Source organism: Pseudarthrobacter sp. MDT3-1 (assembly GCF_054510755.1).
In genome coordinates this window covers 25,928-43,721 of record NZ_JBTNDX010000028.1, presented here as the reverse complement: position 1 = coordinate 43,721, position 17,794 = coordinate 25,928, and the positions used below count along the sequence as shown (strand labels likewise).

Here is a 17,794-nt window from a genome sequence, read left to right as displayed (position 1 = left end):
CGAAAATAGCCGCAGACAGGGGACCGTCACCGATGTCCGGAGACATGGAGTGTCACCATTGTCCTGAGGCAGAACTGTCACCGATGTTTCGAGACATCACACGGGCTCGGACAGTTTCAATGGTTTAGCTCCGGCGGACCCTGTGCCGGTTAAACGAAGAAGCCCCGGTCCGCCACCATGTGGCGTACCGGGGTTCCATTCGCGGAAGGTAAGAGATTCGAACTCTTGGTACGGGGTTACCGCACACTAGTTTTCAAGACTAGCTCCTTCGGCCGCTCGGACAACCTTCCCTAACGAGTAGTGTTTCATAGGCAGTTGGCTGCAACAAAACAGAGTCTGCCGTGCGTCCGGTGCACACTGGTTCTGGGGCACGAATCAGCTAGAAAACGGGAGTTCTCCATGAAAGCCGTCTACATTGCAGAACCCGGTGGTCCGGAGGTTCTGGAAGTCCGCGAAGTGGACGCGCCGGTGCCCGGGCAGGGCGAGGTGTTGATCGACGTTGTCGCCGCCGGCCTGAACCGGGCGGACGTGCAGCAGCGCAGGGGCTTCTACCCGCCCCCGCCCGGCGCGTCCGAGATCCCGGGGCTGGAAGTCTCGGGGCGGATCGCCGGTTTCGGTCCCGGCGTCACCAAGGCATTCTCCGTGGGGGACAAGGTGGTGGCGCTGCTGGCCGGCGGAGGCTACGCGGAGCAGGTAGCGGTGCCGGCGGAGCAGGTGTTGCGGATTCCCGACGGCGTTGATGTGGTCACCGCTGCGTCGCTGCCGGAAGTCGCAGCCACGGTCTACTCCAACCTGATCATGACGGCTCAGCTGCAGGCGGGCGAGACTGTCCTGATCCACGGCGCCACCGGCGGGATCGGCACCATGGCCATCCAGCTGGCCAAGGCCTTCGGCGCCAGGGTCGCCACCACCGCGGGAAGCGCGGAAAAGGTGGGGACCGCGAAGGCTTTCCTGGGCGCGGACATCGCCATCAACTACACCGAAGAGGACTTCCCCGAAAGCCTCCGGCGGCAGAACGGCGGCAAGGGCGCCGACGTGATCCTCGACGTTGTGGGTGCCAAGTACTTGGCGCAGAACGTTGATGCGCTCGCGGACTACGGCCGGCTCGTTGTCATCGGCCTGCAGGGCGGAGCCAAGGGTGAGCTGGATCTTGGCCAGCTCCTGCGGAAGCGCGCGGCAGTGGTTGCCACGGCACTGAGGCCGCGCCCGGTGGCGGAAAAGGGCGCCATCATGAACGCCGTGCGCGAATCCGTGTGGCCCCTCATCACGGACGGCCGGATCCGCCCGCTGGTGGCCAAGACCTTCCCGCTGGACCAGGTTGCGGCCGCCCACCGGTACTTCGACAGCGGCGACCATGTGGGCAAGATCCTGCTGGTCATGTAGCCACGGTAGATACTGAGTATTGCTTTGCGCCGCGGACTGGGTTAGCGTCACTCTATACGCGGTATGCACGGGTCTTGGGGGGTCCGTGCATACCGACGCTGACGCCACCGCTAGGAGCACCATGTCCATCCGCCACAGCCTCCTTGCCCTGCTGCAAGACCAGCCGCGTTACGGCTACCAGCTCAGGGTTGAGTTCGAAAACCGCACCGGGTCCACCTGGTCCCTGAACATCGGGCAGGTGTACACCACGCTGGACAGGCTCGAACGCGACGGCCTGGTCAGCAATGACGGCAGTGACGGCGAAGGCCACGTGATCTACAGCATCACCGCCGCCGGCAAGGCGGAAGTGCGGAACTGGTTTGCCGCCCCCGTGGAGCGTAACAACCCGCCCCGGAACGAGCTTGCCATCAAACTGGCGCTCGCGGTCACGCTGCCAGGCGTGGATGTGCAGGCCATCATCCAGGCCCAGCGGGTGGCGTCCATCCGTGCGCTGCAGGACTACACCAAGGCCCGCCGCGACACGGCCGCCAACCAGCGGGCGGCGGATACCGCCTGGCTGCTGGTGCTGGATTCGCTGATCTTCCAGACGGAAGCGGAGGTCCGCTGGCTGGACCTTTGCGAGGCGCGGATGCTGCAGCAGGCGCAGACCGCGGGCCAGGCAACACCACGCAAATCGTCCAACGGGGTCACTGTGGAAGAGGCAGCCCCGCTCATCGCGGATAGCCGCCGGTGAGCGTCCAGGGGCCGCATCAGGTCCTGGAACTCGCCAAGGTCAGCAGGACGTTCGGTGAAGGCGCGACGGCGGTCGCCGCGTTGCGCGAGGTGGACCTCAGTATCAGAGCCGGAGAGTTCGTCGCGGTGATGGGTCCGTCAGGTTCCGGGAAATCCTCCCTCCTGGCACTGGCCGGGGGACTTGACCGGCCGACGTCGGGCGGTGTCTTTGTGGAATCGACACCACTGGGCGGGCTGGGACTGAACGAACTCGCCCGGTAGCGCCGCCGCGCCGTCGGCTATGTCTTCCAGGACTTCAACCTTGTCCCCACGCTGACGGCTGCCGAGAACGTGGCGCTGCCGCTGGAGCTGGACGGGACGGCCGCCAGGAAGGCGCAACGCCAGGCCATCGATGCGCTGCGGCAGGTGGGCATCCCGGAACTCGCGGACCGCTTTATGGACCAGATGTCCGGCGGACAGCAGCAGCGGGTGGCCATCGCACGGGCCATCGTGGGCAACCGCAGGCTGATCCTGGCCGACGAACCAACGGGAGCCCTCGATTCCACCACCGGCCATGGCGTCATGGAGGTGCTCCGCGGACGTGCCGATGCCGGTGCGGCCGTGATGCTGGTGACCCATGAGGCCCGGCATGCCGCGTGGGCTGACCGGGTGGTGTTCCTCCGGGACGGCCGGATCGTGGACCAGGCAGCTGCCATGCACGATCCCGCCATGCTCCTGACGCAGGCCGGCCACTGACGTGGCACTCACCCTCGCACCGGCGCCTGGCGGGCGCCGGCAGGCTTTCCGCGTCGCCGTGCGGATGGCGCGGCGCGATATCCGCCGCCACAAGGGGCGTTCCCTTCTGATCATCCTGCTCATCATGCTCCCCGTGGCGGGAATGACCGGGGCGGCCACGTTGGTCCAGAGCATGCAGGAGACCGCGGCCGAACGCGTGCAGTACCAGCTCGGTACCACCCAGGCGCGGTTCCGGCCCATGCCCATGGCCAACGGGATCATGGTCCAGGACCCGGTCGAAGAGCTGTACATCACCACGAACAACTGGGACACTAACCCCGACTTCACGCCTACTGATCCGCAGGATGCGATTCCAGCCGGCTACGACGTGCTCACAGAATCCACGCTGGACCTCACCGCCGAGTCGGGTGCGGCGCACGTGCGTTTGGTGGGCCGGGCAGTGGACGCCATGGCCCCGGCATTTGCCGGAAAATACACGCTACTGGACGGCAGGGCCCCCGGGACCGATGCCGAGATGCTCGTATCGCCGGGGCTGCTGGAGCGGTTCGGGCTGGAACTGGGGGAGGAACTGGCGACGTCGGCCGGGACGTTTGTCGCGGTCGGAACGCTCCGCGATGCGGGCTATTCGGACAGCAACTCCATCGTCTACCTCAGGTCCGGCCAGGGCAGCGTTGGCGCCCCGGCGCCTGCCTCCGCCGGTCCGCCGCCGACCGCGTCGGCCATCAAGGCCACCATGTATTACCTGGTGGGTTCCGAGCCGGTGACCTGGAGCCGGGTCCTGGCGGCCAACGCCGTGGGTGTCACGGTGCTGTCAAGGTCTGTGGTGCTGAATCCGCCGTCCCAAGAGGAACGCGGGCCGGAGGGCGCAGGGACCTCATCGAGCGCGTCGCTGCCCCTCACCACCTACGCGGCCGGGGCGCTCCTGGGCGCCCTCGCATTGCTGGAGGTGGGCCTGCTGGCGGGAGCCGCGTTCGCCGTGGGCGCCAAGGGGCAGGTCCGGGAGTTGGCCCTGCTCGCCGCGACGGGGGCCGAAAGCCCCACTATCCGCTCGGTGGTGATGGCGGCTGGCCTGTGGCTCGGCGGCCTTGGCGTGGCGGTCGGCGCTGCTGTGGGACTCGTAGCCGCCGCCGTGGTGGTGATCGTGGCACGCCTGAACGGATCGGTCCGTTTTCCGGGCTTCCATCCGGACGCTTTGTTGACGGTCCTGGTGATGGTCATGGGCTACGTGGCGTGCCTGCTGGCTGCCTTGGCCCCTGCGCGGCAGGTGGCGCGCCAGGCCGTTCTGGGCGCGCTCAAATCGGGGCGGGCCCCGGCGTCGGCCGGCAAGGCGTCCACCGTGGTGGGTGCTGCCCTGCTGGGCGTTGCCGCCGCGGCCCTCGCCGCCGGCACGTGGTTTGCCGCCAGCAGCGAAGACCCCGACGTGTTCATTTCCAGGACTCCGGTCATTGCCTGGTTCCTGCTGGGAGGCGCGGTACTGGGCGTCACATCGCTGGTGCTGCTGACCGGCAAGCTGGTGGCCCTCCTGGCCAAGCGTGCCGGACGGCTCCCCCTGGCTGCGCGAATGGCCGCCCGTGACTCGTCCCGCAACCGCAGCAGGACAGTTCCGGCGGTTGCCGCAGTCCTCGCGGCCGCCACCCTGGCCAGTGCCGGCATGGTGCTGGCCGCCAGCCAGCAGGCGAACGAGCAGCAAAACCACTACTGGTCCGCGTTGAAGAACCAGGCTGTCCTGCCGCTGTCCGTGTGGCAACCCCCACTGGCTGACGGAACAATGCCGGATCCGGCGCGGATTGACCCTGCTGCGGTGGCGTCCGCATTGGATGGGGCGGTGGACATCGTCGAATGGACCGCGGTAGTGCGAACTTCCGCTACCCGGAACTGCGAAATGCGGCCCGAACTGGCCGACGCGTCGCCGGCACAGACGCCGACGTCGAGCTGCCTGCAATATTCGCTGGCCACGCCGGAGGGTAACGCGTGCCCTGTGACCGCCGGCCAGCGCGTCCTTGATCCGGAGGATTGGCGTTGCCGGGGAGCGATGCGTCCCTACGAGACGCAGGGACGTATCAACTCCGTCATCGTCGGAAGTGCCGATGACGTGGAAAGGCTCTTCGGAACGGCTCCCACGGCGGAAGCCCGCGACGTGCTGGCGGCCGGAGGCATGGTGGTGACCAGCCCGGTGTTCGTCCGCGACGGGCATGCGTCCCTGGTGGCGGAGGACGTTCGCAAACCGGCGCCCGGCGACCCCGCCACTGGCGCCGTCCTGGGGTACCAGGAGACGGGGCGGACGGATGTGGCTGCGGTAGTGCTGGAGCCGGAAGTCGACGTGCAGTATTACGGCGTTGTGTCCCCGGAGGGTGCCGCGGCCGCAGGGATGCGCCTGGATGACAGCGCGCTGCTGGTCCAGCTCACCGCCTACCCGGATGCCGCCCAGATGGACAAGGTGTCTGCCGCCCTCGCCGGCGTCTATGCGGGCCGCTACGGGTCAATGTACGTGGAGCCCGGAGCCGAGCGGGACGCCTCGCTGATCCTCTGGGCCATCGTGGGCCTAGGCGCGGTGATCACACTCAGCGCGGCAGGCATCACCACGGGCCTGTCCATGGCGGACTCGCGGAAAGACCATGTCACCCTTGCCGGGGTGGGTGCGGCCCCGCGCTTGCGGAAGGCGCTCGCGGGTTCGCAGGCGCTGATGACGGCGGGGCTCGGAACTGTGTTGGGAAGTGTTGCCGGGATAGTGCCGGCCGTGCTGCTGGTGACCGCAACCGGGATGGCGCGGACCGCCGTCGTTCCCTGGCTCCAGCTCGTGGCGCTGCTGATCGCGGTGCCGCTCACCGGTGCGGCCTTGGCTTGGCTGTTTACGCGGGCGGGGCTTCCGGTGTCCCGCCGGGAGGTGGGGACCTGAGCGGTACGGGGGGGAGCTGAGCAGGGGAGCGCCGTAATTAGGTCACACAGTTGGGTCTTTTTGATTGGGCCCAACAGGCCTACCGTGGGGCCTAGGACGCTGTCCGTCCCGGACGGCCGAAATACGGAGGGACCTCTTATGACAACGCATGTTGCCGATTGCAGTGTTACCCGTTGCTCGTTTAATGACCACGAAGGCTGTACGGCCCACGCCATCACGGTGGGCGGAAGCAAAGACCACGCCAGCTGCGCCACGTTCATCGACACGGGCATCCATGGCGGGCTGCCCAAGGTCTTGGCAGATGTCGGAGCATGCCAGCGCTCCGAGTGCATCCACAACGACCACCTGATGTGCAACGCCCCCGAAGTCCATGTTGGCCCGGGCGCTGACAACGCGGACTGCCTTACTTACGCACACGCGTAGCAACGGCTCCCGCTCGGGATTAGTCACGAAGGCCTCCGTCCAGGAAACCTTGAACGGGGGCTTTTGTGCGCTCGGCGACTCCCGCCTGCCGTTCACCGCAATGACACGCGGCGCGGGGACAATGCCGCGTCCTCGTTGGTGAGGCGTTGGTAGGGTGCCTTTGAGCAACTCACTGAAGCACCAATTCTCAAGGAGGAGACATGGCCAGCAGGCCTGACGAACCGGTACGTGCAGCGAAAGGAAGCGGCCCATTGACCGCCGATCCGAAGCTTCCGCCAACGGCAGTGGATGAGGCCGTCCGCGAGGCTGAGGACAAGAAATGGACCCCGGCCAAGATCGCCCTGTGGGCAGCCATCGCACTGCTCGGCGGCGTCGCCTGGTTCATGCTGGCCATCGTCCGGGGCGAAACCGTCAATGCGATCTGGTTCGTTTTTGCCTCGGTCTGTACCTACCTGATCGGTTACCGCTTCTACTCCAAGGTGATCGAACGCCTCATCACCAAGCCGGATGACCGCCGCGCCACGCCGGCGGAATACAAGGCTGACGGCAAGGACTATGTCCGCACGGACCGCAACGTGCTGTTCGGCCACCACTTCGCCGCCATCGCGGGTGCCGGCCCGCTGGTCGGACCCATCATCGCGGCCCAGATGGGCTACCTCCCCGGCACCATCTGGATCATCATCGGCGTTGTGCTCGCAGGTGCTGTCCAGGACTACCTGGTGATGTTCTTCTCCATGCGCCGCGGCGGCCGTTCCCTCGGCCAGATGGCCCGCGAAGAACTGGGCGTCATCGGCGGCACGGCAGCACTGATCGCCACGCTGCTCATCATGGTGATCATCGTGGCGATCCTCGCGCTCGTCGTCGTCAACGCCCTGGGCGAAAGCCCGTGGGGCGTGTTCTCGGTGGGCATGACCATCCCGATTGCGCTGTTTATGGGCGTCTACCTGCGCTACATCCGGCCGGGCAAGATCATGGAAGTCTCCCTGATCGGCTTTGTGCTCCTGATGGCCGCGATCATCGGCGGCGGCCTGGTGGCGGAGACCGAATGGGGCTCCGCGTTCTTCACCCTGGACAAGGTGACCATTGCCTGGGGCCTCATTGTCTATGGCTTCATTGCCGCCATCCTTCCGGTCTGGCTGCTCCTGGCCCCCCGCGATTACCTCTCCACGTTTATGAAGATCGGCGTGATCGTGATGCTGGCACTGGCCATCATCGTGGTCCGACCGGAGATCACTGTCCCGGCCTTCAGCGAGTTCGCCAGCAGGGACAATGGACCTGTCTTCCCCGGTGCCCTGTTCCCGTTCCTGTTTGTCACCATTGCCTGCGGGGCCCTATCCGGCTTCCACGCCCTGATCTCCTCGGGCACTACCCCGAAACTCATCGAGAAGGAACGCCAGACCCGCTTCATCGGCTACGGCGGCATGCTGATGGAGTCGTTTGTGGCCATCATGGCGCTGGTCGCGGCCATCTCCATTGACCGCGGGCTGTACTTTGCCATGAACGCCCCGGCCGCCCTGACCGGCGGCACGGTGGAAACCGCGGCCGCATGGGTCAACGGCCTTGGCCTGTCCGGGGTCAACGTCAGCCCGGCCATGCTCGCGGAGACGGCAGCCAACGTCGGGGAGCAAAGCATTGTGTCCCGGACCGGCGGCGCGCCCACGCTCGCCGTCGGACTCGCCCACATCATGCAGCAGTTCATCGGCGGCACGGCCCTGATGGCGTTCTGGTACCACTTCGCCATTATGTTCGAGGCGCTGTTTATCCTCACCGCGGTCGACGCCGGTACACGCGTTGCGCGCTTTATGCTGCAGGACTCCATCGGCAACTTCATCCCGAAGTTCAAGGAGCACTCGTGGCGGCCGGGAGCCTGGCTGTGCACCGCCGTTATGGTGGCCGCCTGGGGTGCCGTGCTGCTCATGGGCGTGACCGATCCGCTGGGTGGCATCAACACGCTGTTCCCGCTGTTCGGCATCGCCAACCAGCTGCTGGCCGCGATCGCGCTGTCTGTGTGCCTGGCCATCGTCGCCAAGCGGGGGAGTTTCAAGTACCTCTGGATCGTGGCCGTACCGCTGGCGTTCGCCGCCGTGGTGACTATCACCGCGAGCTACCAGAAGATCTTCTCGTCAACGCCTGCCGTCGGCTACTTCGCCAACAACGCAGCCTTCAGCAAGGCACTCGCGGACGGCAAGACCGAGTTCGGCACAGCCAAGAGCGTCGCGGCCATGGAAGCCGTGGTGCGCAACACCGCCATCCAGGGCTGGCTGTCCGTCATCTTTGTGGTGTTGAGCATCATCGTCATCGCCATGGCCTTGGTGGCCACCATCAAGGCCTTCCGCAACCATTCGGCTGGGTTGCCGAACGTTGACAACGAGGACGAGGCCCGGCCGTCGAAGGTCTTCGCACCCGCCGGGCTGATCCCCACACCCGCGGAACGTGAGCTGCAGGCCGAGTGGAACAAGCTGCCGGCCGAGCTGCGGTTCGAAAGGGCAGGTCACCACAAATGAGCCCCGGTCTGGCCGCGGTCGCAACAGGGTTCCGGGGTTTCGCCCGGTTCCTCGGCGGCGTGCTCGGTGCTGATGCGTACGCCAAGTACCTGGAGCACCACCACGCGGCCGGACACGGGGAGCCACCTCTGACGGAACGCGAGTTCTGGCGGGACCGGACGGACCGCCAGGACTCCAACCCGCAGGGCCGGTGCTGCTGACGCTGACGGCCGGCCAGCCTTCACCGGCTGGCCGGCTTCATCAACTGGACTGCCCGTCCTCGGCTCGTGAGAGTATGAACGCATGAGCGATCCGACAGACACTCAGCCTGATGACGTACCCGTTGAGGGCAGGACCCTCGACAACGGCGAACCGGCCATGCCGGCTGTGCCCATCCCGGCTGGAGCCGGCCCAGGCGCTGCAGGTCCGGCAACTACAGGCCCGGCGGCGTCGAGCACGTCACTCGGGAGCAAGGCCAAGGGCAGCAACCTGCAGGACCTCGTGGACGAGCCCGCGAAAGTCATGCGGATCGGCACTATGATCCGGCAGCTCCTGGCAGAGGTTAAGTCGGCACCGCTGGACGACGCCGCGCGCGAACGCCTGGCCGAGATCCACGAACGTTCCATCAAGGAGCTGGAGGACGGGCTGGCGCCGGAGCTCGTTGAAGAACTGGAACGGATCAGCCTGCCCTTTCCGGAGAACACCACACCGTCCGACGCCGAGCTTCGGATCGCCCAGGCGCAGCTGGTGGGGTGGCTGGAAGGCCTCTTCCACGGCATCCAGACGGCCATCGCCGCCCAGCACGCCGCACGGGAGCAGGCCGCCGCGCAGCTGCACCTGAAGCAGCTTCCGCCGGGCACCATGATCGCCCCTGGCGTGGTTATCGGGGAGAACGGCGAGCCGCAGAGGGCCGCCGCCAGCCAGCATTCCGGTCCGGTGCAGTCAGGCCGGCCGGAGGACCCGGACCACGGTCCCGGCCAGTACCTCTAGGTTCCTGCGTGGGATTCTTAACTGCCGCCCGCCAAGGGCGCAAAGACGATGCTGAGCTGGGGAAGGGCCTTTGGCGCCGCGCCCACGATCGCTTCCACCGGGGCCTGGACCGCTATCACCAGGTCCTCGAAGGTGTCGAAGACGAGCAGCTTTATGCCGAACTGGTGGAAGTAGCCAACGAGCTGGCGGGGCTCATGGAGCGCGTCCGTGTTGTTTGCGTCGAAGCCCAGCGGCGGTCGCCCAGCGAAGGTCTGGACATTCCCGGGGACTTGGCAGGTGTACACCGGTCGTTGTCGAAGGCAGGCAATTCGCTGGCCACCACCGCCGAGGCTGCCGCCATGCTGCGGCTTGCCGTCGGTCCCATCCCGGTGGGGGCGGCTTCGGTGCGCCGCCGCGCGGAATCGGTGTTTGAGCAGGTGGCCGACGCCGAACGACGCCTCGCCGAGGATGCCGCCGCGGGTGGCCAGCCCGAAAGCCTTTCCGGCTGAGCGGTATTTCCGGATGACCTCAGGCGGCGATCCTGGCCTGCTCTATGGCAACAGCGTCGATAACGGCCCACGATTCCTCGGTGCCGCAGTTCCGGCTGGCGAAACGCTCGGCGTCCTTCAGGGAATCGAAGCTTTCACTGCTGATCCGGCCGCAATCGGCGTCGAAGTACGTGACAAGAAATTCCTGTGCAAGTTGGTTCTCCATAAGTCCAGTCTGCAACCGGGGCTTGACATTAACCGTTCATCAGTCCCGCGTGTTGCCCAGGCGTAGCACCCGCTCCTGCGCGAGCATGGCCGAACGTTTGGCCTTATCGGCTGCCCGGGCCGCCTGCTTGGCCTCGGCGGCCGCCGTGCCCAGGTTTTTCCTGGCGCTGTCCAGCTGCTCCTCCGCGGCTTTGAGCCGGTCGCGGAGCTCACGTGTTTCGCGGGTCAGGCCCGCGACTTCGGCCTCCGTGCCCGCCAGCTGACTTTGCCGGTCCGCGGCCAGCCGGGCGGACTCCTCTTCGGCTGCCATGGCCTCGCCCAAGGCAGCGTTGGCTTTCTCCAGCGCCGAGGGGGACGCCGGCCGCGGAGTCTCCCGGACAGCCTTGAGGCGCGGCTGGTCCGCGGGTTTGCTGGTGCCAGGTTCCGCCATCGTCCGTTCTTCCTCTTCTTCTTCCGGCACAGTGGCCGGTGGCTGTTTGGGACGGCCCTGCGTAGTGGTGGACAGCGGCGCCGGCACGGCCCCGGGCACCGCTACGGCCCCATCGAGATCAACCGTGTCCACGCCGTCGGCGGACAGCGCCTGGACCAGCAGTCCGCTTTGGACGGCGGCAGTGGCACCTTCGTCGGCGGTCATCGCCTGCAGGGTCCGCTCGACGTCGGCGGCGATGGTGGCGCTGATGCTGCGCCCCTGGCGTTCAGCAACAGCGCGGGCGGTCTCGACGGCGGTCGCCAGCAGGGTGCGGCGCTCCCGCGCCAGTTCCCGGAGGGCGGCGGCGTCGAGGGATGCCTGGGCCGACCGCATCCGTTGGCCGAGCTCGGAAAGCTGCGCGAGCACTCCTGACTCATGGATGGCCAGCATGTTGACGGCCCAAGCCGCCGCTGACGGTTTTGGCAAGGCCTTGACGGCAGCCAGGAGCTCCTTCCCGGAACCGGCGGCTGCCTTGGCCGCGGCGGTCCGGGCAGCCACAAATTCCTCGATAGGCAGGGCGTAAAGTTCGAACGCGATAGCCGTCAGCGCCTTGTCATCCATGCTCGCCATCATAGGGGGCGGGCTCCGGAGCCGAAGGGTATGTGTGCCGCCTAGACTGGCCGCATGAGAAGAGTGTGGGGGCTCCTTGTCCGGCCGGCCGTTCTGATGTCGGCAGTCTGCATCCCGGTTGCCGGCTGCTCGAACGTCTGTCCGGCCATCGGGTGGGTCAACTCCATCACGGTTGAACTGGCGGGTGACGTCTCGCGTGTGGATACCGTGCAGCTGTGCGCCGATGGCGCTTGTACGGAGTTGCGACCGGAGCCGGGGACGGCAGCACCGCGTATTGTCGTGACAACACCGCTGGATGCCAGGGCTCCGCACACCCCGGAAGCCCAGCCGACCATGGCCCCGTTCTACGCTGAAAGGATCGACGCCGATACCTGGCGGTTCACCGTCAGCATGAGCTCCCCTGACCACGTGACCGCTAAAGCGCTGTCTGCCACGGGCGAGGTCCTCGCCGAGAAGGAAGCCGACCTGGACTGGAAGCGGGTTGGCGGCTCGGCCCAGTGCGGCGGTCCCGTGGAAGCTTCGCCGGTCGAACTCACGGTCGGGCCGCGGCACTAGTCTCCGTTCAGATCGAAGTCCAGGTCCAGGTCCTCCGGAGACACGAGCGTCCGCCACGTCGACTTCACCCGTGCGGTGGGTAGTTCTGCGGCGATGGGCATCCGGTCAACGGCTACGAGCTGGTCCAGATCCAGGCCGGTGACGGCGGCGATATCGCGGACGGGGACCTGAAAGGTCCGGAACGGGCCCAGGGGCGGGGCCTCGTCCACGGCGCCCGGGCGGGGCACATCGGGCAGGTCGGCCAGCTGTGGTGTCTGGTCCACGATGTAGCCGGTGGCCGCAAGCTCCCCGTCCTGGAGGAATGCGGCGACTTTGAAGAACAGCAGCGGAATGTCCACGCCGCGGTACACCGGGTCATTGTCCCCGAAAATGGGTCCGGTGAACACGATCAGCCGCCGGCCGTGGTCGGCGGCATGCTCCAGCAGGTAGGACTCCAACCCGAGCCACAGGTCCAGGCTCTGGTTGAACTTCGCAGCCTGGGGCACGGCGTTCGTGTAGTGGAACGTGTCCTCATTCGCTTGGGCGGCCTCCTGCCGGGTATCACCCCAGACGGCTGAGGCGCGCCGGACCAGGTGTCCCCTATCAAGGTCGTTCCGGGCGTAGAGCTGCTCACCGGTCTGCTGGTCCTCGGCCAACCTTGGATCCAGCTGCCATTGGATCCCGGATCGGTCCAGATCCATCAGCTTCTCCCCGTCGATGCCGAGGGCCGTGACGGCGGCCAGACGCTTGTCCAGCCGCATGAGCACCGAGAAATGGGTGTAGGGCAGCAGGATCGTTTTCGTGTCGGCCAGAATCGGCACAGGAACCTGTACACCCAGGAAGGCGACGTCGTACCCCGACCGGTTCGACAGATCACGTGCAGCAGCAGAACCCGGTACCAGCAATAGTTCGTCCATGGCCGGACATTAGCAGTGGAAGATGACGGCGGGATGAATTTCGGTGGACCACAGGTTGCCGTCGGCGGCCCAGCTCAATGCGGCGGGCTGTCGAAGGGCTTAACCAGCGAAAAACCCCGTATCATCGTCGAAATCAACGACAATACGGGGTTTGTCCCGAGCTTCCTATCAGAATCGAACTGATGACCTTTTCATTACGAGTGAAACGCTCTACCGACTGAGCTAAGGAAGCACCGCACAATTCGCCCGGCGTAACCGGGCGGTTCATGCAAGAGTCAACTGTAATAGAGTCCCTGCGCCCGGGTCAAAATGGGGGCCCGAAACACCTCAGCAGAAGTCCTCAGCAGACGGTGTTGTCGGCGGGAACCGCTCCGTCCACAAGGTACTTGTCCACGGCGTCTTCGAGGCAGCTGTTGGCCCGGCCGTAGGCGGTGTGGCCCTCTCCCTGCCAGGTCAGCAGGGAGGCGTTGCCCAGCTGTTTGCGCAGGGATGCGGCCCACTCCACGGGGGTGGCAGGGTCGCCGGTGGTTCCGACAACCACGATCGGGGCTTCGCCGGTGTATTCCACCGGGGCGGGGGTCCGCAGGTGCTTGTACGGCCAGTCCACGCAGTTGGTGCCGCCGTAGGCGAAGAAGTAGCCCAGGGTGGGGGAGGCCTGCATAAGCCGTTGCTGTTCCGCGCGCATGGCGGCAGTGTCGGACACCATGGGGTAGTCCAGGCAGTTGATGGCGCCGAAGGCGAAGGTGGAGTTGGACGTGTACTTCCCGTCGGCGCCGCGGTCAGCGCCGAGGTCCGCCAGACGGAGCATCAGGCTGGCGTCACCGTTCAGTGCAGCTTCGAGGGCCTGGGTCAGGGCGGGCCAGCTCTGGTCGTTGTACAGCGGAGTGATGAGGCCGCTGACGAACATCGTGGCGTTCACCAGGCGGCCGTCCTTAGCCTGCCAGGGGGTGTTCTGGACGGCGGTGATGAGGTCGCGGATCTGCTGGACCCCGCTGTCCACGTTCCCGCTGAGCGGGCACGAGGATTCCTGCTGGCAGCTGGCCACGTAGGCCCTGATGGCTTTTTCGAACGCCACGGCCTGGCCGCTGGTCAGCTCCTCGTTGCTGATGGACGGATCCAGGGCGCCATCCAGGACCATGCGGCCCACGTTGTCCGGGAACAGCGAGGCGTAGGTTGAACCAAGGAACGTGCCGTAGGAGTACCCGAGGTAATTGAGCTTCGAGTCATTGACCACGGCGCGCAGGATGTCCAAGTCCTTGGCCGCGCTGACCGTGTCGACGTGGCCCAGTACCGGACCCGTCTTGGCGGCGCACTGCGCGGCGATGGCCTTGTTATCGGCCAACGCGGCGGCAAGCCCGGCGTCGGTCTCCAACGCGTAGACCTTTGCCCGGGACGCGTCCCGTTCGGCGTCCGTCAGGCACGTAACAGGGGCGGAGCGTTTGACGCCGCGCGGATCAAAGCCCACCAGGTCATAGTTGGCCCGGACAGACTGCGAGAAGTGCGTTCCGGCCGCATCCTTGACGAAGTCGTAGCCGGACCCGCCCGGACCGCCCGGGTTGACCAGCAGGCTGCCGGTTTTCTTGCCCGTGCTGGGAGCCCTCAGCCCAGCTATCTGGATCGTGTCGCCGTCCGGCTTCGCGTAGTCCATCGGCACGGTGACCTTGGCGCACTGGAAGCCGTTTTCGCAGGGCTCCCACACAACCTCCTGGGCGTAGAAGGTGTCCAAGCCAGCGGGCGCGGACGCCACGATAGCAGGGTCTGCCTTCGCCGTAGCGGGGGCCGCGTCCGGGGTGTCCCCGCCAAAGAGGCCGCACGAGGCCAGCGTCAGGGCCAGGATCAGGGCGCCGGCAGCCTGCAGCCCAATCACCAGGGATCGGGAGCGTGCGGGCAGGGGGCGTGCAGTCATCGAGCGGTCTCCTAGTAGTTGCTAGATCAGGCTGGCTGCCATGGACTCAATGGTCAACAGCGGTGCAACGTTGGTGGTGGTGATGCGTTGGCGGGCTTTGTTGATGGCGTCCATGCGGGCGAGGGTGGTCTCCGGCGCAGACCGGGCGGCGAATTCCTCCAGCTCACCCCTGAGCTCAACGTTTACCAGCTCCACGGCGTTCCCGAGCTGGATGATCAGCACATCCCGGTAGAACGACAGGAGGTCAGTCAGCGTCCGGTCCAGCGAGTCCGTGATGGATCGCTTGGCCCGTCGTTTCTGGTCGTCTTCAAGCTGCCTGACCTGGCTGCGCATGGTCGGCGGGAGCGTCCCTGACTCCGGGGCACCCAGGGTGGCCAGCAGCGCAGCCTTCTCGGCGGCGTCGCGCTCTTCATTGGAACTGTTGGCTTCGGCGGTGGCGATCTTCACCAGCTTGTCCGCCATCATCACCGCTGCGGTCACGCCGCGCAGACCCAGGGGGAACCTCACCGTTTCCAACCGGCGTTCCCTCGCCTCGGGGTCCCGCGCCAGCCGGCGGGCGATCCCCACATGGCTTTGCGCCGCGCGGGCAGCGCGGTCGGCGAGTGCCGGGTCCACGCCGTCGCGCTTGACGAGCAAAGCGGCGACGTCGGCGGCCGGCGGCAGCCGCAGGGCCACGGCCCTGCAGCGCGAACGGATGGTCACCAGGACGTCAGCGGGCGACGGTGCGCACAGCATCCAGATGGTCCGCGGCGTGGGCTCCTCGATGGCCTTCAGCAGCACATTGGTGGTCCGCTCGGCCATGCGGTCGGCGTCTTCCACCACAATGATCCGCCAGCGCCCGGACGACGGCCGGTTGCCCGCCTTGGATACCAGGTCGCGGGCTTCATCGATGGTGATGGTGACCTTCTCGGTCCGGACGTACGTCACGTCCGAATGGGTCTCGCCGAGGATGGTCAGGCAGGCTGGACACTCCCCGCAGCCGCGCCTGGCCACGTCGTCCTGATCGCAGTTGAGGGCCGCCGCGAAGGCCTTCGCGGCGTTGGAACGCCCGGATCCGGGCGGGCCCGTGAACAGCCAGGCATGGGTCAGTCCTTCGCCCCGCGAGGCAAGGCGGAGCTGTTCGACGACGGCGGGCTGGCCCTGAAGGTCGTCCCAGACAGTCATGCGGCGCCCCGGCCTGCAGACGCGAGCAAGGCATCAACGCGAGTGAGGATCCGCGCGGCCAGTTCGTTGACGGGCAGATCCGCCGGCAGGACCAGATACGTATCCGGCCGGCTGGAGGCCAGTTCGAGGAACGCCCCGCGGATTGTTGAATGGAACTCATCGGCCTCTGACTCAAGGCGGTCTTCGGCGGCATCGCCGGCTGTGCGGCGGCGGCGGCCGTCAGCTGGGTCCACGTCCAGCAACACCGTGAGGTCGGGCTGCAGCCCGGACGTCGCCCATTCGTTGAGGGTACGCACGGCGTCGGCACCCAGATCGCGTCCGGCCCCCTGGTACGCCACGGACGAATCAATGTAGCGGTCCGTCAGGACAACCTCGCCGCGTTCCAGTGCCGGGCGGATCACCTGGCTGGCATGGGCCGCGCGGGAGGCAGCAAAGATGAGTGCCTCGGTGTGGGCGTCGATGTGGCCATGGCCGTGGTCCAGGACCAGGGAACGCAGTTTTTCGCCAATGGGCGTCCCGCCGGGTTCGCGGGTCCGCAGGACCGTCAGGCCACGTGTTTCCAGAGCCTCGGCAAGACGGGCCGCCTGGGTGGACTTGCCGGCGCCGTCGCCGCCCTCGAAGGCGATGAAAAGTCCAGGGCTGTTGGTGGTCACTGGTCTAGACTACCGACTTCGGGAGCCGCCGCACGTCCAAGTACGCTTTCTCCATGAGTCTCTCGGAACAGTATGCAGCGTCCCTGTCGGCCGAAACCGTGGTGGTTGCCGCCGGCCGGCCGGCGCGTAAGCGGGACGAGCCCGTCAACCCGCCCATCGTGCTGTCCTCGACGTACTTCGGCACGGGAGCTCTGGGCGACGGGGACCGGGGCTACGGGCGCTATTCCAACCCCACCTGGGATCCCTTTGAGGAGGCCCTGGGCCTGCTTGAAGGATCTGAACTGCCCGGCCTGCTCTACGCGTCCGGACTCGCGGCCGTCAGCTCGGCACTGTCCCTGCTGCCCGCCGGCGGCGTCCTGGTGATGCCGTCGCACAGCTATGCGGGTTCGCTCGTGATGGCCACGGAGTTGGCGCAGAAGGGCTTCCTGGAACTGCGGACTGTGGACATCACGGACACTGACGCAGTCAAAGCACAGATCGCGCCGCAGGGGCCGGACGCGAAAGCGGCCAGGATGCTGTGGCTTGAGAGCCCCACCAATCCGATGCTGGGCATCGCCGATATCCGCGAGCTCACCGCGGCGGCCCACCGGGTGGGCGCCATTGTGGTGACGGACAATACGTTCTCCACGCCGTTGGTCCAGCAGCCACTGAGCTTGGGTTCCGACGTCGTTCTTCACTCGGTGACCAAATACCTGGCCGGACATTCCGACGTCGTCCTCGGCGCCTTGGTGACGTCCAACCCGGACATCCGGGCAGCGCTGCTGCACCACCGCATCATTCATGGCGGTATTGCCGGGCCGTTCGAGGCATGGCTGGCGCTGCGCGGGCTCCGGACCCTTGCGCTGCGTGTGGAACGGTCGCAGGCTTCTGCCGCGGTCCTGGCGGAACGCCTGAGCACACACCCCCTGATCGATAGCATCCGGTTCCCCGGCCTCCCCACGGATCCCGGCCATGAACGGGCCAAGACCCAGATGTCGGGCTTCGGTTCGATTGTGTGCGTGCAGATCGCGCCGGTTGCCGGCCTGAGCGGAGCAGACGCCGCGGACAAACTGGTCCGCGCGCTGCAGCTGTGGCTGCCAGCCACCTCCCTGGGCGGGGTGGAATCGCTGATCGAACGGCGCCGCCGGCACGCCGCTGAGCCGCTGAGTGTCCCGGACAACCTGGTGCGGCTGAGCGTCGGCATTGAAAATATTGAGGACCTCTGGGCCGATTTGAAGCAGGCGCTCGACTCGCTGGGCCGCTAGGCT

16 protein-coding genes, 2 tRNA genes and 1 pseudogene are annotated in these 17,794 nt (G+C 66.7%); 11 read left to right on the top strand and 8 right to left on the bottom strand.

Translation table 11 applies throughout. From position 1 onward, the window contains the following. Positions 1–202: 202 nt before the first annotated feature. Positions 203–290: transfer RNA gene (locus ACX80X_RS17845), tRNA-Ser, on the bottom strand. Positions 291–399: 109 nt separating this feature from the next. Between ACX80X_RS17845 and ACX80X_RS17840 the strand changes: the two genes are divergently transcribed. From ACX80X_RS17840 to ACX80X_RS17800, 9 genes and pseudogenes are all read left to right on the top strand, one after another. Further along, positions 400–1,383: an NAD(P)H-quinone oxidoreductase gene (locus ACX80X_RS17840; RefSeq protein WP_141139438.1), complete on the top strand. Its 984-nt coding sequence runs from the start codon at positions 400–402 to the stop codon at positions 1,381–1,383. A 121-nt stretch (positions 1,384–1,504) separates the two neighbouring features. Next, a complete protein-coding gene (locus ACX80X_RS17835; RefSeq protein WP_252599828.1) occupies positions 1,505–2,116 on the top strand; it encodes a PadR family transcriptional regulator in 612 nt (203 codons plus the stop codon). After that, a pseudogene (locus ACX80X_RS17830) lies at positions 2,113–2,850 on the top strand (ABC transporter ATP-binding protein). Before ACX80X_RS17835 ends, ACX80X_RS17830 begins: the two are co-directional and overlap by 4 nt. Before the next feature lies 1 nt (position 2,851). Next, the gene (locus ACX80X_RS17825) at positions 2,852–5,746 is read left to right on the top strand and encodes an FtsX-like permease family protein (protein ID WP_459312909.1); all 2,895 of its coding nucleotides are present in this window, start codon (positions 2,852–2,854) and stop codon (positions 5,744–5,746) included. Positions 5,747–5,884: 138 nt separating this feature from the next. Beyond that, a complete protein-coding gene (locus ACX80X_RS17820; RefSeq protein WP_252599732.1) occupies positions 5,885–6,169 on the top strand; it encodes a DUF1540 domain-containing protein in 285 nt (94 codons plus the stop codon). Between the two features lie 200 nt (positions 6,170–6,369). Then, complete coding sequence (locus tag ACX80X_RS17815; protein ID WP_252599731.1) at positions 6,370–8,673, top strand: carbon starvation CstA family protein; 2,304 nt, start codon at positions 6,370–6,372, stop codon at positions 8,671–8,673. After that, complete coding sequence (locus ACX80X_RS17810; protein ID WP_252599729.1) at positions 8,670–8,873, top strand: YbdD/YjiX family protein; 204 nt, start codon at positions 8,670–8,672, stop codon at positions 8,871–8,873. Before ACX80X_RS17815 ends, ACX80X_RS17810 begins: the two co-directional genes overlap by 4 nt. Positions 8,874–8,955: 82 nt before the next feature. After that, positions 8,956–9,642: a bacterial proteasome activator family protein gene (locus ACX80X_RS17805; RefSeq protein WP_252599728.1), complete on the top strand. Its 687-nt coding sequence runs from the start codon at positions 8,956–8,958 to the stop codon at positions 9,640–9,642. Positions 9,643–9,650: 8 nt separating this feature from the next. Continuing rightward, entirely contained in the window at positions 9,651–10,130 is a 480-nt protein-coding gene (locus tag ACX80X_RS17800) for a hypothetical protein (protein WP_252614967.1), read from the top strand. A 19-nt stretch (positions 10,131–10,149) separates the two neighbouring features. Here ACX80X_RS17800 and ACX80X_RS17795 read toward each other — a convergent pair whose 3' ends face one another. Continuing rightward, the gene (locus ACX80X_RS17795; protein ID WP_252610841.1) at positions 10,150–10,335 is read right to left on the bottom strand and encodes a hypothetical protein; all 186 of its coding nucleotides are present in this window, start codon (positions 10,333–10,335) and stop codon (positions 10,150–10,152) included. Between the two features lie 39 nt (positions 10,336–10,374). After that, a complete protein-coding gene (locus ACX80X_RS17790) occupies positions 10,375–11,364 on the bottom strand; it encodes a hypothetical protein (protein ID WP_459312907.1) in 990 nt (329 codons plus the stop codon). 63 nt (positions 11,365–11,427) lie between these two features. Here ACX80X_RS17790 and ACX80X_RS17785 point away from each other — a divergent pair, with 63 nt between their 5' ends. Further along, complete coding sequence (locus ACX80X_RS17785; RefSeq protein ID WP_459312905.1) at positions 11,428–11,928, top strand: hypothetical protein; 501 nt, start codon at positions 11,428–11,430, stop codon at positions 11,926–11,928. Here ACX80X_RS17785 and ACX80X_RS17780 read toward each other — a convergent pair. The 5 genes from ACX80X_RS17780 to tmk all read right to left on the bottom strand — a co-directional run bounded on the left by ACX80X_RS17780 (position 11,925) and on the right by tmk (position 16,547). Next, positions 11,925–12,824 (bottom strand): DNA/RNA non-specific endonuclease, encoded by a 900-nt coding sequence (locus tag ACX80X_RS17780; protein ID WP_459312903.1) that lies wholly within the window; start codon positions 12,822–12,824, stop codon positions 11,925–11,927. The genes ACX80X_RS17785 and ACX80X_RS17780 overlap by 4 nt on opposite strands. Positions 12,825–12,983: 159 nt before the next feature. Beyond that, positions 12,984–13,056, bottom strand: a tRNA-Thr gene (locus ACX80X_RS17775). Between the two features lie 108 nt (positions 13,057–13,164). Further along, a complete protein-coding gene (locus tag ACX80X_RS17770; RefSeq protein ID WP_459312901.1) occupies positions 13,165–14,730 on the bottom strand; it encodes an alpha/beta hydrolase in 1,566 nt (521 codons plus the stop codon). Positions 14,731–14,751: 21 nt separating this feature from the next. Then, a complete protein-coding gene (locus ACX80X_RS17765; protein ID WP_459312899.1) occupies positions 14,752–15,894 on the bottom strand; it encodes a DNA polymerase III subunit delta' in 1,143 nt (380 codons plus the stop codon). Next, positions 15,891–16,547, bottom strand: coding sequence for a dTMP kinase (tmk, locus tag ACX80X_RS17760; protein WP_141139516.1), 657 nt, complete (start codon positions 16,545–16,547; stop codon positions 15,891–15,893). The genes ACX80X_RS17765 and tmk overlap by 4 nt, the downstream gene beginning before the upstream one ends. 53 nt (positions 16,548–16,600) lie before the next feature. Between tmk and ACX80X_RS17755 the strand changes: the two genes are divergently transcribed. Further along, a complete protein-coding gene (locus tag ACX80X_RS17755) occupies positions 16,601–17,791 on the top strand; it encodes a trans-sulfuration enzyme family protein (RefSeq protein WP_459312897.1) in 1,191 nt (396 codons plus the stop codon). Positions 17,792–17,794: the final 3 nt, after the last annotated feature.

Excerpts from the sequence above, each read along its gene's own strand:
- ACX80X_RS17840 (WP_141139438.1), top strand. The coding sequence starts at position 400 with ATGAAAGCCGTCTACATTGCAGAACCCGGTGGTCCGGAGGTTCTGGAA.
- ACX80X_RS17835 (WP_252599828.1), top strand. The coding sequence starts at position 1,505 with ATGTCCATCCGCCACAGCCTCCTTGCCCTGCTGCAAGACCAGCCGCGT.
- ACX80X_RS17820 (WP_252599732.1), top strand. The coding sequence starts at position 5,885 with ATGACAACGCATGTTGCCGATTGCAGTGTTACCCGTTGCTCGTTTAAT.
- ACX80X_RS17815 (WP_252599731.1), top strand. The coding sequence starts at position 6,370 with ATGGCCAGCAGGCCTGACGAACCGGTACGTGCAGCGAAAGGAAGCGGC.
- ACX80X_RS17810 (WP_252599729.1), top strand. The coding sequence starts at position 8,670 with ATGAGCCCCGGTCTGGCCGCGGTCGCAACAGGGTTCCGGGGTTTCGCC.
- ACX80X_RS17805 (WP_252599728.1), top strand. The coding sequence starts at position 8,956 with ATGAGCGATCCGACAGACACTCAGCCTGATGACGTACCCGTTGAGGGC.
- ACX80X_RS17795 (WP_252610841.1), bottom strand. The coding sequence starts at position 10,335 with ATGGAGAACCAACTTGCACAGGAATTTCTTGTCACGTACTTCGACGCC.
- ACX80X_RS17790 (WP_459312907.1), bottom strand. The coding sequence starts at position 11,364 with ATGGATGACAAGGCGCTGACGGCTATCGCGTTCGAACTTTACGCCCTG.
- ACX80X_RS17785 (WP_459312905.1), top strand. The coding sequence starts at position 11,428 with ATGAGAAGAGTGTGGGGGCTCCTTGTCCGGCCGGCCGTTCTGATGTCG.
- ACX80X_RS17780 (WP_459312903.1), bottom strand. The coding sequence starts at position 12,824 with ATGGACGAACTATTGCTGGTACCGGGTTCTGCTGCTGCACGTGATCTG.
- ACX80X_RS17770 (WP_459312901.1), bottom strand. The coding sequence starts at position 14,730 with ATGACTGCACGCCCCCTGCCCGCACGCTCCCGATCCCTGGTGATTGGG.
- ACX80X_RS17765 (WP_459312899.1), bottom strand. The coding sequence starts at position 15,894 with ATGACTGTCTGGGACGACCTTCAGGGCCAGCCCGCCGTCGTCGAACAG.
- ACX80X_RS17755 (WP_459312897.1), top strand. The coding sequence starts at position 16,601 with ATGAGTCTCTCGGAACAGTATGCAGCGTCCCTGTCGGCCGAAACCGTG.